General features: G+C 76.2%; 13 protein-coding genes. 4 read left to right on the top strand and 9 right to left on the bottom strand.

Annotated features, from left to right (window positions below; translation table 11 throughout):
• Nucleotides 1–16: 16 nt before the first annotated feature.
• From ACFU9E_RS23045 to ACFU9E_RS23025, 5 genes are all read right to left on the bottom strand, one after another.
• Entirely contained in the window at nt 17–976 is a 960-nt protein-coding gene (locus tag ACFU9E_RS23045) for a hypothetical protein (RefSeq protein WP_380688675.1), read from the bottom strand.
• 222 nt (nt 977–1,198) lie between these two features.
• The gene (locus ACFU9E_RS23040; RefSeq protein WP_380688679.1) at nt 1,199–2,194 is read right to left on the bottom strand and encodes an N-acetylmuramoyl-L-alanine amidase; all 996 of its coding nucleotides are present in this window, start codon (nt 2,192–2,194) and stop codon (nt 1,199–1,201) included.
• 94 nt (nt 2,195–2,288) lie between these two features.
• On the bottom strand, nt 2,289–3,623 hold the full coding sequence (locus ACFU9E_RS23035) for a hypothetical protein (RefSeq protein WP_380688677.1): 1,335 nt from the start codon (nt 3,621–3,623) through the stop codon (nt 2,289–2,291).
• 232 nt (nt 3,624–3,855) lie between these two features.
• Nucleotides 3,856–4,515, bottom strand: coding sequence for a class I SAM-dependent methyltransferase (locus tag ACFU9E_RS23030; RefSeq protein WP_355361996.1), 660 nt, complete (start codon nt 4,513–4,515; stop codon nt 3,856–3,858).
• Nucleotides 4,516–4,756: 241 nt separating this feature from the next.
• Nucleotides 4,757–6,127 (bottom strand): M48 family metalloprotease, encoded by a 1,371-nt coding sequence (locus ACFU9E_RS23025; protein WP_380689910.1) that lies wholly within the window; start codon nt 6,125–6,127, stop codon nt 4,757–4,759.
• Between the two features lie 172 nt (nt 6,128–6,299).
• Between ACFU9E_RS23025 and ACFU9E_RS23020 the strand changes: the two genes are divergently transcribed.
• The gene (locus ACFU9E_RS23020; protein ID WP_380689908.1) at nt 6,300–7,391 is read left to right on the top strand and encodes an alcohol dehydrogenase catalytic domain-containing protein; all 1,092 of its coding nucleotides are present in this window, start codon (nt 6,300–6,302) and stop codon (nt 7,389–7,391) included.
• Nucleotides 7,392–7,464: 73 nt separating this feature from the next.
• Here ACFU9E_RS23020 and ACFU9E_RS23015 read toward each other — a convergent pair whose 3' ends face one another.
• The 3 genes from ACFU9E_RS23015 to ACFU9E_RS23005 form a co-directional block, all read right to left on the bottom strand.
• Nucleotides 7,465–7,638 (bottom strand): hypothetical protein, encoded by a 174-nt coding sequence (locus ACFU9E_RS23015; RefSeq protein WP_380687499.1) that lies wholly within the window; start codon nt 7,636–7,638, stop codon nt 7,465–7,467.
• A gap of 292 nt (nt 7,639–7,930) precedes the next feature.
• Nucleotides 7,931–9,946, bottom strand: coding sequence for an alpha/beta fold hydrolase (locus ACFU9E_RS23010; RefSeq protein WP_380687497.1), 2,016 nt, complete (start codon nt 9,944–9,946; stop codon nt 7,931–7,933).
• Nucleotides 9,943–10,896: a hypothetical protein gene (locus ACFU9E_RS23005; protein WP_380687495.1), complete on the bottom strand. Its 954-nt coding sequence runs from the start codon at nt 10,894–10,896 to the stop codon at nt 9,943–9,945. Before ACFU9E_RS23005 ends, ACFU9E_RS23010 begins: the two co-directional genes overlap by 4 nt.
• A 559-nt stretch (nt 10,897–11,455) precedes the next feature.
• On the opposite strand from ACFU9E_RS23005, the gene ACFU9E_RS23000 reads away from it, so the two are divergent.
• Genes ACFU9E_RS23000 through ACFU9E_RS22990 form a run of 3 tightly spaced genes read left to right on the top strand, consistent with a single transcriptional unit; the run spans nt 11,456 to nt 14,221 of the window.
• The gene (locus ACFU9E_RS23000) at nt 11,456–12,292 is read left to right on the top strand and encodes a Nif3-like dinuclear metal center hexameric protein (protein ID WP_380687493.1); all 837 of its coding nucleotides are present in this window, start codon (nt 11,456–11,458) and stop codon (nt 12,290–12,292) included.
• A gap of 23 nt (nt 12,293–12,315) precedes the next feature.
• A complete protein-coding gene (locus tag ACFU9E_RS22995) occupies nt 12,316–13,059 on the top strand; it encodes a zinc ribbon domain-containing protein (protein ID WP_380687491.1) in 744 nt (247 codons plus the stop codon).
• A gap of 4 nt (nt 13,060–13,063) precedes the next feature.
• A complete protein-coding gene (locus ACFU9E_RS22990; protein ID WP_380687489.1) occupies nt 13,064–14,221 on the top strand; it encodes a bifunctional RNase H/acid phosphatase in 1,158 nt (385 codons plus the stop codon).
• A 106-nt stretch (nt 14,222–14,327) separates the two neighbouring features.
• On the opposite strand, the gene yaaA is transcribed toward ACFU9E_RS22990, so the two are convergent.
• Nucleotides 14,328–15,113 (bottom strand): peroxide stress protein YaaA, encoded by a 786-nt coding sequence (yaaA, locus tag ACFU9E_RS22985; RefSeq protein ID WP_380689618.1) that lies wholly within the window; start codon nt 15,111–15,113, stop codon nt 14,328–14,330.
• Between the last annotated feature and the right edge of the window lie 96 nt (nt 15,114–15,209).

Below are 15,209 nucleotides of genomic sequence, written 5' to 3'. Positions count from 1 at the left end.
CGGCCGGCTCCGCTGGTCAGCCGCGCTGGATGCCCGAGGTGTCGGCCAGCACGCCCTGGGTGCCGTCCTGCAGCTGGGCGACCAGCGCGGTGCCGCGCTGCTCGACCGCCAGGTACCAGGTGCCCGGCACGAGTTCGCCGACCGGCGCGCCGGCCGGGTTGTCCTTCGGGGCCAGCTGGCGCGGCGCCGGGACGGCGAACCAGAACGGCGCGAAGTCGGCCGCCGGGGCCGGCTGCGGCTGCGCGGCCTGCTGCGCGGCGGCCTGACGGGCGGCCTCGGCCTCGGCGGCCTGCGCGGCCGCGGCCTGCTGGGCGGCGACGTCCTGCGGCTGGCCCTGCACCGGCTGACCGGGCTGGCCGGCCTGCGGGGCCGGGTAGCCGTAGCCGCCGGGCTGGCCGCCGAACGCCGGGGCCGGCGCCTGGCCCGGGTCCTGGCCCGGGCCGGGGTAGCCGTACTGGCCGGGCTGTCCGGGCTGGCCCGGGGCCGGGTAGCCGCCGGGCGGGAAGGCGGCCGGGGCGGCCGGACGGTCGGTGACCAGCGGGGTCTTGAGCACGGGGAGCAGCTGGCCGCCCGCGGCCGCACCGGCCAGCACGATCAGCGCGATGACGGCGAGCCAGGCGCCGATGCCGTGGCCGATGCCCTTCAGGCCGCCGCCGAGCGACCACAGCGCCGCCCAGAGCGCGGCCACCGAGAAGGCGATGCCCCACTGGTCCAGGCGCAGGCCGAGGATCTGACGGTTCGCGGCGGCCTGGCCCTGGAAGCGCTGGACCAGGATGAGGGCGGCGGCGAGGATGCCGAGCAGGAAGACCGAGGGCAGGACGGGGAACAGGACGCTGTCCCAGGCGTTCGTCGAGGTGTCGCCGCAGTACTTGCCCTTGCAGTCGACGGTCCAGTACGGCAGGAAGGAGGCGATGAAGAGCAGGACGGCCGCACCTGCGACGGCGGCGTCTCCCTTGGTGAGAGCGCGCAGATTCACTAACGTTCCCCTCGTTGGTGTGTCGTGGTCGGCGGTTTTCGATTCGGCGCTGGGCCGGTGTGGTGTCGGCGCCCGCCGGTCGGCTGACCGGCCGGAAAACCCCGAACGGACCAGAAGCCTAGGGCCAACGGCCGCGCAGGTGCACGGCAGGGCTCGGGAATGGGGCGAAGTCGTTGCAAACTGCGCGCTTCCGGCCCTCGGCCACCGCGCCCCGGCGGGCTCCTACCGGGCGGTCAGGAACGCCGTCAGCGCGTCGGCGATCCCCTGGGCGGCCTGCTGGCGCCACTGAGGATCCGTCATCCGGCGGGCGTCCGTCGGGTTGCGCATGTTACCGCACTCGATGAACACCTTGGGCACGGTCGAGAGGTTGAGCCCGCCCAGGTCGGAGCGGGTGTCCAGGCCCTGGCTCGCGGTGTAGTCGGCGTACGGCTCGCCGGTCGCCGCGTGGAAGCTCTCGCGCAGCAGCAGGCCCAGCCGGTGCGAGGGGTCGACGATGGCCGAGGTGTTCGCCTTTCCGGCGACCACCTTGGCGGGCATGATCACGTGGAAGCCGCTGCCGTTCGCCGGCCCGCCGTCGCCGTGGACGGAGACCGCCGCGTCGGCGCGGGCGGTGTTGCCGATCCGGGCGCGCTCGTCGATGCACGGCCCCCAGGGGCGGTCGCCGTCGTGGACCAGCACCACGGTGGCGCCGCGGGCGACGAGGAGCGCGCGGGTCCGGCGGACCACGTCCAGCGAGTACTCGGCCTCGGTGTAGCCGGCGTTGGTGCTGGTGCCGGTGGTGTCGCACTCCTTGCGGGCGTTGCCGATGTCGACCTGGCGGTTGATCTCGGCGGTGTGGGCGGAGTTCCCGGTGTTGTGGCCGGGGTCGAGCAGGACGGTGCGGCCGGTCAGGGTGGTGGCCGCCGGGGCGGCGGGGAGCGCGGGGTCGGTGGGGGCGGCGGGGGTGGTGGACGCCGTCGCGCTCGGGGTGCCGGTCGTACCGGTCGTGTCGGTGGGGTCGGTCGGGCCGGTGCTCGCCGGGCCGACGGCCTGCGGGGCGGCGTCCGGTGTGCTTCGGTCGGGGTCGCCGACGGCCTGCCAGCCCAGCCAGCCGGCCACGCCGAGCGGAGCCAGCACGCCGACCACGGTCACCGTGCGCAGCAGCGCGGACCGGCGCCGGGGCCGGGGCCCGTCCTGCTCCGCCGGGCGGGGCGGGGCGGCGGGCGCGGGGTCGTCGATCGGCTCGATCGGCTCGGCCGCTTCGAAAGGTTCGGCCGCTTCGGTCGGTTCGAGGGGCTCGGTGGGGTGCTGGGTGGTGCGCGTCACGGGTGGGTCAGATCCGGTCCTGGGTACGGGCGGTGAGTCCGAACTGGTCGGCGATCGTCTTCCACTTCGCCACGAAGTCCTTCTTCGCCTGGGTGGCCTGCGGGTTGAGCTCGTCGGCGCGCTTCTTGTCGGCGGTGTTCGGGGCGCTGCCCGAGCAGCCCTGGGCGGCGACGGTCCGGGCCCAGCTCGCGTACGCCCGGTCGATGTCGGCGGACAGCTGCCAGGCGGACTTCAGCGACTGTACGGCGTCCGCGCCGCCCGGCAGGTCGGTGACACTCAGGGTGGCCAGCTTGGTGAGCAGCTGGTCGCGCTGCTTGGCGCCGCTGTCGAAGACCTGAGCGGCGGTGTCGATCTCCGGCTTGGCCGGGCAGCTGTTCACCTTGGCGACCGCGTTGCCGATCGGGGCCTTGGCGCTCTCGCCCTGGCTGAGCAGCTCGTCCAGCGCCTTCGCCTGGGACTGCGCGTTGGGCCCGCCGGCGGAGTCGGTCGGGCTGGGCGTCGCGCTCGCCGCCGCGGTGTCGGAGGCGGCCGGGGTCGGCGCACCGGCGGAGCCGTTGGGGGCCGGCGCGGGCGGCGGGTTCCCGGAGGCGTCGGCGCCGGCCGTGGCGGAGGCGGACGGGGCCGCGGGGCCGGCCTGGTCGGTGCTGGAACCCTTGTCGCGGACCGCCCAGAGGATGCCGCCGCCCAGGGCCAGGACGAAGAGCAGGGCGAAGGCGATCAGCAGCGGTGCGCGCTTGCCGCCGCCGTCGTCGTCGGGCTCCGCGTAGTCGGTCGGGTAGTCGTGCTGCGGGTAGGTCTGCTGAGGATAGGGGTGCTGGGGGTAGTCGGGCTGGGCGTAATCGGGCTGCGGGTAGCCGGGCTGGCCGTAGCCGGGCTGGCTGGGGGCGGGCTGGCTGGGGGCCGCGTGGCCGGGGTGGCCGGGGTGCCCGTACGGGGCCTGGCCGCCGTAGCCCCGCTGGGGCGGGGGCAGGAACGGGGGCTGCTGCGGGGCCTGCGCCTGCTGCTGCGGGTGGGGCGCGCCGTAGGACGCGCCGGCGCCCGGGGTGGCCTGCGGGAACGCCGGGACGGTCGGGGGCGGCAGCGAGCCGGGGGCGGCGGGCCGCGGCGGCACCGGCTGCGGGATGACGGCCGTCGGGGCGTCGTCGGCGGGCGGCCCGGCCGGCGACTGCGCGGGGTGCGGCGGTGCCGGCTGCGGCGGCGCGGCGGGGGCGGTCGGCGGCGCGGCGGGAGCGGTGGAGGCGCTCGGGGCGGGGGACTGCTGGGGACCGCGCACCCAGCCGCCCGCACCGCCCCGGGCGGTCGGGTCCCAGACCGCCGGTGCGGTGTTCTGCTGGTCCGTCATCTGTGCTGGCCCCCACGGTCGGCCCGGGTGCGCTCCGCCCGGATGTTCTGCTGGTGTCATGCGGCCGTGCCGCGACGCGGGCGTCCGCGATCGCGCGGACACCGTACCGTTCGCGCTCCCGCCCGGCAGCCCCGGCACGACGTTAGAGCATCCGTGATCGCCCGTGGGGCCGGTCGGCCGATTCCGGACACCCGTGCGGGGGCGGCGGGCGGAGCGCGGTCGGGGCCGGGGATCAGCCGGTGGTGGCGCGGCGGCGCAGGACGCGCAGCGACCCGGTCACCGAGACCTCCTCGAAGCCCTCGGCCAGCGCCCGCAGGTAGACCCGGTACGGCGCCTGGCCGCCGTCGGCCGGGTCGGGGAAGACGTCGTGCACCACCAGCAGGCCCTCCGGAGCCAGGTGCGGCGCCCAGCCCTCGTAGTCGCCGGTGGCGTGCTCGTCGGTGTGGCCGCCGTCTATGAAGACCAGGGCGAGCCGGCCGCCCCACAGGGCCGCGATCTGCGGCGAGCGCCCGACCAGGGCGACCACGTGCTCCTCCAGACCGGCCGCGTGCAGGGTACGGCGGAACCGGGGGAGGGTGTCCATCCGGCCGACCTCCGGGTCGACCAGGGTCGGGTCGTGGTACTCCCAGCCGGGCTGCTGCTCCTCGGAGCCGCGGTGGTGGTCGACGGTCAGCGCCACGGTGCCGGCCTCCCGCGCGGCGGCGGCCAGCAGGATCGCGGAGCGGCCGCAGTAGGTGCCGATCTCCAGGACGGGCAGCCCGGTCCGGCGCGCGGCGGTCACCGCGGCGGCGTACAGCGCGAGGCCCTCGTCGACGGGCATGAACCCGGTCGCGCCCTCGAACGCGGCCAGCACCTCGGGCTGCGGGCGCGTGGTCTCCAGGAGGTCGGACATGGTGCTGCTCCTCGACGGGTGGTCTGGTGTTCCTGCTCGCCGTCGGACCCTACTCGACGGTACGCCCTCGCCCCACCCCGTGCCCCCGCCCGGCCCCGGGCCCCTCTTCCCGCCCGGGCCCCCGCCATCAGTGGACCGGTCGACCTGTCTCCGCCTCGCGAACAGGGTGCTGTGGAGAGGAGCGCGGAGCAGGAAGTCGGACCGGCCGACTTCCTGCTCCGCGCGGTAGCGGCAGCGGCGGTCAGCCGGCGAGGAGGGCGCGGGCGATGCGGGTGCGGTGCGGGGCGAGCTCGGCGGCGACGGCGGCGGCCTCGTGCGGCGCGCAGGTGACGGCCGCCGGGAGCGTCGCACGCCGGGTGAGGAGCGCCAGCCGCAGATGGGTCGGCGGGTGCGAGGCGTCCACGGTGTGGCCGTCCCGCCGTGAGCGGCGGAGCAGCCGCTCGCGCTCCAGCGGCGGGATCGCCGCCAGGTGCTCGCGCAGCTGCGGCCAGAGCTCGGTGACGTCCGGCCCCGGAGCGGCGTCCCGCCGGCCGGAGCGGGGCCGCGACTGGATCTCGGCGCGCAGCCGCATGGTCACCGTCGCGGTCGCCGGCCCGAGCAGCAGCGCCCCCAGCATCCCGCGCGCCGCCGCGGTGGACGCGACCCGGGCGCCGAGTTCGTCGGCCCGGTACTCGGCCTGCTGCCCGGCGCGCGCCGTCAGTCGGTCGAGCAACAGGTAGGCCCGGTAGGGAAGTTGGCTGACAAGATGCAGGAAGGCGTTGCCTATGAAGTCCCCGATCAGCGACAGCAGCGCGATCACGCCGTACCCTCCCCGGGACCGGTCGGCGGGCCGGGCGAGCTCGTACCAGTGCGCCAGCGCCCGCATCGCCGAGCCGAGCCACAGGCCGCGCCGGTTGTCGCCGTTGACCTGGTGGGCGAGTTCGTGCCCGAGCAGCGCGAGCCGCTGCCCGTCGTCCAGCGCCTCCCAGAGCGGCAGGCCCAGGGTGAGCACCGACGTCCGGCGCAGCCCGACCACCGCCATGCTCGCGTTGAAGTCCTCGGTGACCCGGATCACCCCGACCGGCGGCGCCCCGAGTTCGGCGGCGACCCGGTCGGCCAGCCCGTACAGCGCGGGGGCCTCGGAGCGGCTCAGCACGCCCGCGCCGCTCGGCACCCGGCCGAGCCGCGGACGGAGCAGGAAGGCGACGGCGAGGAGGAGGGCGCCGAGGCAGCGCACCGTCGTATTGCCGGTGACGAGCAGCAGGCCGGCCGCCCCCGCGACGACGACGGTGACCGCGTGGACGGGGAGGGCCAGCGCCGAGGCGGTGAGCCAGTCCCGCCGGGTGGTGTCGGTGCGGCCGTCGACGACCTCCTCGAACAGCCGCTCGGTCCGCTCGGCTGCCGCACGTTCCCGGGCCAGCTCCTTCGTGGACCTGGCGCAGTCCTCGGCGGCCTCCTCGGCGGGGACGAGGTTCCACTCGCACGCCGGGCACCAGGCGGTGAACCGGGGGTCGGGGTCGATCGGCCCGGAGCACGTCGGGCAGGAGAGCGGGCGCACGGCGGAGGCGGTCGGCGCCGGCGCCGACGTCGTCGGTGCTGCCGACGACGGTGGGGGAGCGGTGGGGTTGGGCACGGCGGATGATCATGCCAGGCGCCACGGACCCGGGGAACCCTTGGATTCCGTTGGGATTCCGCAGCGTTCCACCGGCCGGGGAGACGTGGTGGAACGTGTTCCACCCACCCCTTGGACGCCGTGTCAGAATCTGCCGGACCAGCGATCCGAGACGGACCCGGGAGCAGCCCCCATGCGCGCAGCCATCCTGCACGAGACCGGCCAGGAGACGCTCGACGTCCGCGACGACGTCGAGGCCGTGGGCTTCGGCCCCGGCAAGGTGCGGGTCCGGCTGCGCGCCGCCAGCCTCTGCCACTCCGACCTGTCCGCGATGAGCGGTGTCCTGCCCCAGCCCGCACCGTTCGTGCCCGGGCACGAGGGGGCCGGGGACGTCGTCGAGGTCGGCGAGGGCGTGACGGACATCGCCGTCGGCGACCGCGTCGTGCTCTGCTGGATGGCGCCCTGCGGCCGGTGCGCGCACTGCGAGCGCGGCCGCTCGCACCTCTGCGTGGCCAGCCTGCGGCGGCTCGGCGCGCCCGGCTTCCGCTACGGCGCGGACGGTGGCGGGCGCGGCGAGGCGTCCGGCTTCTACGGCACCGGCACCTTCGCCGAGGAGGTCGTGGTCGAGCGCGACGCGGTTCTCCCGGTGCCCGCCGACCTCCCCTACGACCTGGCCGCGCTGATCGGCTGCGGCGTCACCACCGGCATCGGCGCGGCCGTCCACACCGCGCGGGTCGAGCCGGGCGCGTCGGTCGCGGTGATCGGCGCCGGCGGTGTCGGCGTCGCCGCGGTGCAGGGCGCCCGGGTCTGCGGTGCGGGCCGGATCGCCGTGGTCGACCCGGTGGTCTCCCGTCGGGAGCGGGCACTGGCCTTCGGCGCGACCGAGGCGCTCGCCCCCGAGGAGCTCAAGGCGGTGGCGAAGGGCCTGCCGGGCGGCGGCTTCGACTACGTCTTCGAGGCGGTCGGCCGCTCGGCCACCGTCCGGGCCGGGTACGGCGCGGCCCGGCGCGGCGGCGCCGTCGTGGTGATCGGCGCCGGGGCGCAGGACGACCTCGCGAGCTTCAGCATGGGTGAGCTGTTCTTCAACGAGAAGCGGCTGCTGCCCTCGCTGTACGGCGGCGCGCCGTTGACGCGCACCGTCGCGCTGGTGGTCGACCTGTGGCGGGCCGGGCGGATCGACCTGGCGGGGATGATCACCCACCGGGTCGCGCTGGCCGACGTCAACGACGCGCTCGCGCAGATGCGCGGCGGCGAGGCGCTGCGGACGGTCGTGACGCCGGGCTGAGCGCCCCGCCCGGGGCCGGGTGCGCGACGAGGCCCGCCGGAGGGCTCCGGCGGGCCTCGTCGGGTGGTGGGGCTCAGCCCCGGTCGTCTCCGGCGGCACGGTGGCGGCCGTGCGGATCGGCCTCGGGGCTGTCGTCGGCGGCGGACCGGCCGCGGTGACGGCCGTGCGACGCGGTGTCCTCGGCCGTGGTCTCGTCGGCGTCGGTCCCGCTGGCGGGTCCGGTGGTGTCGGTGAGGGTGTCGGACATCAGAATCGTCTTTTCCTTGCGAGGGTGCAGGTGTATCGGCGCCCGGCCGGCACATCGCGGGCGCGGTCGGGGCATGGCCGGTGATCGCGCCCGCACCCCGGCCGCCACCCTAACCGCCGGACCGGGCGAGATCCTATCGAGATCATGACGGCCATCCGGGGAACGGCACGGCCCCGAACGGTCCCGAACACGCACCGGGCACGGCACTGCGACACCCGGGCGGTGGGGCGCTGCGGAGTGGGAAGTCGGCGGATCCGACTTCCTGGGCGGGGGAGATGCCGGGGTGGGATGCTCAGCCCGGGCGGCCGGTGCGCAGGAAGGTGGCGAGCAGCTCGTGCAGGACCGCTCCGCCCTCCTCGGCCAGGACCTCGTGTCCGGCGCCCGCCGCCTCGACGTAGCGGAAGTCGGTGCCCTCCGTGCGTCCGATGCGCAGCAACTCGTGGCGCAGTGAACGCGATTGGCTCACCGGGACGACCTCGTCGCGGTCGCCGTGCACGATCAGCAGCGGTGCGCCGATCCGGTGCGCCAGCTGGAGCACGTCGCGCGGTCCCCGGGCGTCCGCGATCGGCTCGCCGCCGCCCAGCCGGGTGGTCAACGCCCGGACGGAGGAGGACGCTTCGGCCAGGAGCCGGCCACCGGAGAGGAACGGTGCGACGACCGCGCAGCGCGTCACCTGGCCGGCCGGCGCGTGTGCGGCGGCGAGCAGGGCGAGGAACGCGCCGTAGCTGACCCCGAACAGGGCCGGCGGCTCCAGGCCGAGCGCCGCGCGCTGACCGGCGACGGCCTCCAGCAGGTGCAGCACGTCGTCGAGGTCGGGCCCGCCCCAGGTGCCCCGGATGGCCATCGCGTGCGCCAACCCGTAGCCCGTGGAACCGCGTTGGTTCGGCGCGAGCACCGCCAGGCCCTCGGCCGCCATCCGCTGCAGGGCCGGATCGAACTCCAGTCGCCAGGCGTCCGCCGGGCCGCCGTGCAGGGCCAGCACCAGGTGCGGACTGCTCAGCCAGGCGTCCCCGCCGTACACCACGGCCTCCAACGGTCCTTCCGGTCCCGCGAGTTCGATGCTCTGGGCGGGGCGCCACCGGCCGCCGTCACTCGGCTCGGCGGACCCGTCAAGACGCCAGCCGGGCGGCGGCGCCGAGGTGTTGGCGCGTCCGACGGCGCCGGGCCGCCAGGGTGGCACGGTGTCCCGCCACGGTCCGGGCAGGCCGGAGCCGAGCGGCGCCAGTTGCAGCGGGAGCGGCACCGGCACGGGGCCGGACGCGGGTCCGGCCGGGACGTGCGCCAGCAGCGCGTCCACGTCCAGCGTGGCGAGTGCGGTCGGGTGGTCGGGCGCCGAGTACGGCACCCGCAGCCCGCCCGCCGACCAGTGCCCCACCGCGCCGAGTCGCCCCGGCGGGACGGGCAGCGGGTCCAGCCGTCCGGCGGTCGGCCGCCACAGGGCGAGCGAGCAGCCCGCGCCGTGGTCGACCTGGACGGCCACCCGGGGCCCGTCCGCGTCCGGTCGCAGCGCCACCGGTCGCAGGAACATGCCCGCGACGTGCAGGGCTTCCGGGAACCGCAGCGGTTCGCCGCCGCCCAGCACGCCCCAGCCGATCCGGTCGGTGCCGGGTGCGTCGCTGCGCACCATCGCGAACCGGCTGTCCGGGTCGAACAGCACCAGCCGGTCGTTGCTGTGGCCGCCGATCTCCAGCAGCGGGGTGACGGTGCCGCTGCGCAGGTCGAGCACCACGGTGCGGACCAGGCCGTCGCGCACCCGGTCGAGCGCCAGCAGCGCGCCGGTGCGGTCCAGCCAGACGCCGCCGCCGTGCAGGCCCGGGATCTCGGCGACCTGCTGCGGCGCGGATCCGTCGGCCCGCAGCAGCCAGACGGTGGTGGCCGGCCGGGTGTCGCTGCCCAGGGCCACCGCGACCGGTGCGCCGGGGCCGGACGGCGCGCCCTCGGGGAGCGGCAGCAGGCGCAGGCCGGGCATCCTCAGTGTGGTCAACGGCCGTTCAGCGGTGACGGCTTGACCGCTGGGGTCGGTGTCGGGGCGGAGCGTCACCAGCTGCTGTCGTTCGCCGTCGTGCCGGCAGACCAGCACCGAACCGTCCGGCAGGGCGACCAGTTGTGAGCGGAAGCTCTCGAAGCGGTTGCCCGGCAGTCGCAGGCCGGTCGGGACGGCGGGTCCGTCCAGCGGGAGGCGCCAACTCTCCACGTACCAGCCGCCGTCGGCGGCGGAGGCCAGGCAGGCGGCGTGGCTGCCGTCGGCGGAGAAGGTGAAGCCGAGCCGGCGCAGTGCCTGGGTGGCGGCGCGGGCGGCCACGGTCATGCCGCCACCGTCCCGGTCGGGTCCGGGTCGGCGGCGAGCCGCTCCAGGCCCTGCTCGGGGGCACGGCAGCCGGGGGTGCCGGCCGCATCGGCGCGGCTGCCGGCCCGGCTGCCCAGCGGCTCCCCGGCGATTCGTTCCTGCACGAGGTGGAGCGCGTCGTCCTGTTCGACGGGTTCGACCGGGCGCGGCGCCGGTTCCCGGCCCTCCGGGCGGGCGAGCGGGTCGGCCTCGTGCCGCAGCGCGGCGCGCGCGTCCGCGCCGGCGCGGTCCACCTCGATGTGCGCGCGGGTCTGCCTGACCACGACCTCGGCGCCGCCGTCGGCCTCCCGGCCGCGGAGGACGCCGCCCTTGGCGCCGTGCCGGATCGCCCCGGTGACCACGTACCGCCCGACCGGCAGCACCCCGCCGCTGCCGCGCCGCCGCGGCGTCGCCCGGCCCGCGCCCGGCCGGTACGGGCGGTCGGAGAGCACCGCAGGACCGGGCAGGCCGTCGGTGGCCCGGTGCAGCGCGGCGGCCGGCCGCCGGAGCCGCGGTTCGCCCCCCGGATGGACGGTGATGCACCTTCCGGCCGAACCCCGTGCGCTGTCGCGCGAGTTGAGTCGGTGCAGCTGCGCCGGGCCGGCCGCGGACCTGAACGCGCACGGGTCCTCGGCGAGCACCTCGGTGACGGCCGCGAGCACCGCGCCGCCGGCCGCCGAGGCGGCGCTGACGTGCGGCTTCCAGCCCTCGTCGGGGAGCTCGCCCGCGGACGGCCCGGCCGTGCACCAGAAGCCCTCGACGGTGACCCGCCAGTCGGCCTGCCCGCCGACCCGCGCGTCCCCGCCGCCTCCCCGGCCTCCGGTGACGGCCGGCGCCGTCCGCGTCAGCTCGGGCCACCGGTCGGCCGCATCCGGCCCGTGGCCCGCCGAGTCCGTTCCTCCGGCCGTACGAAACGATGTGCCCGCCACCATTCGCCACCACATCCCTTCGTCCGGTGCCGGCGCGCCCCGTCGGTGCCCACTGCTCCGGCACCGGGGCGCGCGGCCACGGCCTGACATCGGTTCCTCGGAACTGCCCGGGTGTGCTGCCCCGGCGGCGGCCGACACCGTCGGCACCGCCCCGGCCGCGTCCGCCGCGCGGCCCGGACAGCCCTGCCTCACCCGGGCCCGTCCCTCCGGCGGAGCGCCTCGCCGACCCCCCTGGTCGGGCAACTCCCGTTCGCAGAGGAGAAGTTACTTTCGGTAGCGAGGGATGCTCAATCCGAAGCCGGTCACTTCACTCGTAAGGGTGATCCCGGTGCTGTTTCGAATTCGTGCGAACGGCCCGGTGTGCCCGGCGCACGCCCCGCCGTCCCGTGCGCACCGCCCCCGCGCGCCGGTCGAACGGGGCCGCGCCGGCCGCCCGCGCACGCCGTAGCGCGGGTTGACGCGCATCCGTACGCCCCGCCCACCGAGGGGCACCGCCCCGGCGCGGGCCGTGGCGGCGAACCGGGCGGACCGCCGCCGCCCCCGCGCACGGTAGTCTCGACAGGTGCCGAAACTGTCCGACGTCATCACCGCCCTCGAAGAGCTGTACCCGCCGCGGTGGGCGGAGTCCTGGGACGCCGTCGGCCTGGTCTGCGGAGACCCTCAGGCCGAGGTCCGCCGCGTCCTCTTCGCCGTCGACCCCGTGCAGGCGGTCGTCGACGAGGCCGTCGAGTGGGGGGCCGACCTGGTGGTCACCCACCACCCGCTGTACCTGCGGGGCACCACCACCGTCGCCGCGACCACCTTCAAGGGCCGCGTCGTGCACACCCTGATCCGCAACGGGATCGCCCTGCACGTGGCGCACACCAACGCCGACCACGCCGACCCGGGCGTCTCGGACGCGCTCGCCGAGGCGGTCGGCCTGAGCGTCACCGGACCGCTGGTGCCGGACCCGACCGACCCGCTGGGCCGGCGCGGCACCGGGCGGATCGGCCTGCTGGAGCCCCCGCTGACCCTCGCGGCGTTCGCCGCGAACGTCGCCAAGGGGCTGCCGGCCACCGCCGCCGGTGTACGGGTCTCCGGCGATCCGAACCGTCTGGTCAGCCGGGTCGCGGTGTGCGGCGGCTCGGGCGACAGCCTGTTCGCCGAGGTGCGCGCGGCGGGCGTGGACGCCTACCTGACCGCCGACCTGCGCCACCACCCCGCCTCCGAGGCCGCCGAGGCGGCGCCGGTCGCCCTGGTCGACGCCGCGCACTGGGCCACCGAGTGGCCCTGGCTGCCGCTGGCCGAGCGGGCGCTGCACGGCGCCGTCGAGAAGCACGGCTGGACCGTGGAGACCCGGGTCTCCCGCACGGTCACCGACCCGTGGACCGCGCACGCCCCCATGTCCTTCCCCGCCTGACCCGATTCACAGGAGCTCTCCGCTTGAACGCCGCGCCCGCCGACCAGATCCGCCTGCTCGACCTCCAGGCCATCGACTCCAAGCTCGACCAGCTGGCCCACCGGCGGCGCAGCCTGCCCGAGCACGCGGAGATCGACAAGGTCAACGCCGACCACACCGCCCTCAAGGACTTGGTGGTCGCCGCCGAGGCCCAGCACGGCGACACCACCCGCGAGCTCACCAAGGCCGAAGCGGACGTGGAGCAGGTCCGTACCCGGGCCGCCCGCAACCAGCAGCGCCTGGACTCCGGTGCGATCACCTCGCCCAAGGACCTGGAGAACCTCCAGCACGAGATCGGGTCGCTGGCCAAGCGCCAGGGCGACCTGGAGGAGGTCGTGCTGGAGATCATGGAGCGGCTGGAGTCCGCCCAGACCCGTACCACCGAGCTGTCCGCCCGCCTGGAGCACTCCACCGTCGTGCTGACCGAGGCCGAGGGCCGCCGGGACGCCGCGTACGCCGAGATCGACGCCGAGGTGGAGAAGGTCAAGCGTGACCGCGAGGCCGTCGCCGCCGTCATCCCGGCCGACCTCATGAAGGTCTACAGCAAGCTGCGCGAGACCCAGGGCGGCGTCGGCGCGGCCCGGCTCTACCAGCGCCGCTGCGAGGGCTGCCGCACCGAGTTCTCGATCACCGAGCTCAACTCCATCAAGGCCGAGCCGGCCGACAAGGTGGTCCGCTGCGAGAACTGCTCGCGGATCCTGGTCCGCACCGCCGACTCCGGCGTCTGAGCCGGTGGCGGCGCGCAGGTTCGTCGTCGAGGCGGACGGCGGCTCCCGGGGCAACCCGGGGCCGGCCGGCTACGGTGCGGTGGTCCGCGACGGCGACACCGGGCAGCTCCTCGCCGAGGCGGCCGAGTTCATCGGGCACGCGACCAACAACGTGGCCGAGTACAAGGGGCTGATCGCCGGGCTGCGCGCGGCCCGGGAGATCGACCCGGGTGCCTCGGTGGACGTCCGGATGGACTCCAAGCTGGTCGTCGAGCAGATGTCCGGCCGCTGGAAGATCAAGCACCCGGACATGCAGCCGCTCGCCGCCGAGGCCCGCGAGGTCTTCCCTCGCGGGCGGGTCCGGTACACCTGGATCCCGCGCGAGCAGAACAAGGACGCCGACCGGCTCGCCAACGAGGCGATGGACGCGGGCAAGGCCGGCCGCCAGCGGGAGCCCCGGCCCGTGGCCGCCTCCGCGCCCTCCCCGGTGGAGCCGCCGGAGACCGAGCCGCTGGAGACCGCCGCGCCCAAGACGGGCTGGGCGGCCCCGGCGGACCTCGGCACCCCGACCACCTTCGTCCTGCTCCGGCACGGCGAGACCCACCTCACCCCGGAGAAGCGGTTCTCCGGCAGCGGCGGCACCGATCCGGAGCTCTCCGAGAAGGGCCGCTGGCAGGCCGAGCGGGTGGCCGAGGCGCTCGCCGCGCGCGGCTCGGTCCAGGCCGTGGTGGCCTCGCCGATGCGGCGTGCCCGGCAGACCGCGGAGACCGTCGCCGCCCGGCTGGGCCTGGAGGTCCGGTACGAGGAGGGGCTGCGCGAGGTCGACTTCGGCGCCTGGGAGGGGCTGACCTTCGCCGAGGCGCGGGAGCGGTACCCCGACGACCTCACCGCCTGGCTCGGCTCCACCAAGGTGCGGCCGACCGGCGGCGGCGAGAGCTTCGCCACGCTCACCCACCGGGTCGGGGTGGCCCGGGACAAGATCCTCGCCCGCCACCCCGGACGGACCGTGCTGGTGGTCTCGCACGTCAGCCCGATCAAGACGCTGGTCCGGTTGGCGCTCGGCGCCCCGCCGGACTCGCTGTACCGGATGGAGCTGTCCGCCGCCTCGCTCTGCGCCGTCCAGTACTACGCGGACGGCAACGCCTCGCTACGGCTGCTCAACGACACCGGGCACCTGCGCTGAGAAACGCCGGGGGCCGGTCGGCCGATCCGACCGGCCCCCGGCGCGCGTTCCCGTCGGTGCACCTGTCCGTGCACTTGTTCGCGCGTCCGCCCGTGCACCTGTCCGCTCAGTGCACCTCGGTGACCACCACGTCCAGCTGCCAGGGCTTGCGCGCGGTGCCCTCGGCGGCGACCTCCACCCGGTGGCCCAGCACGGTCAGCGCGTCCAGCAGCTCACCCGGCGTCTTCGGCTCGGCGCCCGCCACCAGCAGATCGCGGACCAGCCGCCCCTTGGTGGCCTTGTTGAAGTGGCTGACGACGGTCCGCCGGCCGTCCCGCTCCTGGAGCACCCGCACGGTCGCCGTCCGGGCGATCACCTCGCCGGCCGGCTTCCACGCCGCCGCGTAGGCGGAGGAGCGCAGGTCCAGCACCAGGCCGTCGGCGACCTCCGGCAGCACATCGGCCATCGCACGCCGCCAGTACGCGCCGAGCGCCCCCGGCCCGGGAAGCTTCACACCCATCGAGCAGCGGTAGGGCGGGATCCGGTCGCCGATCCGCACCGCGCCCCAGAGGCCGGAGAAGACCAGCAGGCTCCGCTCGGCCCGGCCGTACGCGGCCTCGTCCAGCGTCGCCAGCCCGAGGTTGTCGAACAGCACCCCGGTGTACACCTGCCCGGCCGGGAGCGCCCCCGCCGTCGGCAGCCCCGCGTTGCGCGCCACCTCGCCGCGCAGGCCCGGGCTCAGCCCCAGCACCCCCGCGGCGGCGTCCTCGTCCCCGCGGCAGAGCGAGACCAGCGCCTCCAGCACCTCCGCCCGCGCCGCCGTCAGCCCGGGCAGCGACAGCCCGTCGAGCGCCACCGGCACACCGTCCCCGGACGCGGCCTTCCCCTCCGAGGGCGGCAACAGCACCAGCACGACGGACTCCTCCACACTCCACGGCCACCGACCACGCCACCCTACGCAACCCGCCCCCGCGCCGGGAAACGGCTGGTCACCCCACCCCGCCGGCCC

The sequence above is a fragment of the Kitasatospora sp. NPDC057595 genome (assembly GCF_042800875.1).
Taxonomy (GTDB): domain Bacteria; phylum Actinomycetota; class Actinomycetes; order Streptomycetales; family Streptomycetaceae; genus Kitasatospora.
The sequence above is the reverse complement of the archived record's forward strand: the minus strand, read 5'-3'. Positions and strand labels throughout refer to the sequence as shown.

What these genes read in the sequence shown, in the direction of transcription:
- ACFU9E_RS23005 (WP_380687495.1), bottom strand. Translation starts at nt 10,896, where the DNA reads ATGGTGGCGGGCACATCGTTTCGTACGGCCGGAGGAACGGACTCGGCG.
- ACFU9E_RS23010 (WP_380687497.1), bottom strand. Translation starts at nt 9,946, where the DNA reads ATGACCGTGGCCGCCCGCGCCGCCACCCAGGCACTGCGCCGGCTCGGC.
- ACFU9E_RS23035 (WP_380688677.1), bottom strand. Translation starts at nt 3,623, where the DNA reads ATGACGGACCAGCAGAACACCGCACCGGCGGTCTGGGACCCGACCGCC.
- ACFU9E_RS23015 (WP_380687499.1), bottom strand. Translation starts at nt 7,638, where the DNA reads ATGTCCGACACCCTCACCGACACCACCGGACCCGCCAGCGGGACCGAC.
- ACFU9E_RS23020 (WP_380689908.1), top strand. Translation starts at nt 6,300, where the DNA reads ATGCGCGCAGCCATCCTGCACGAGACCGGCCAGGAGACGCTCGACGTC.
- ACFU9E_RS23030 (WP_355361996.1), bottom strand. Translation starts at nt 4,515, where the DNA reads ATGTCCGACCTCCTGGAGACCACGCGCCCGCAGCCCGAGGTGCTGGCC.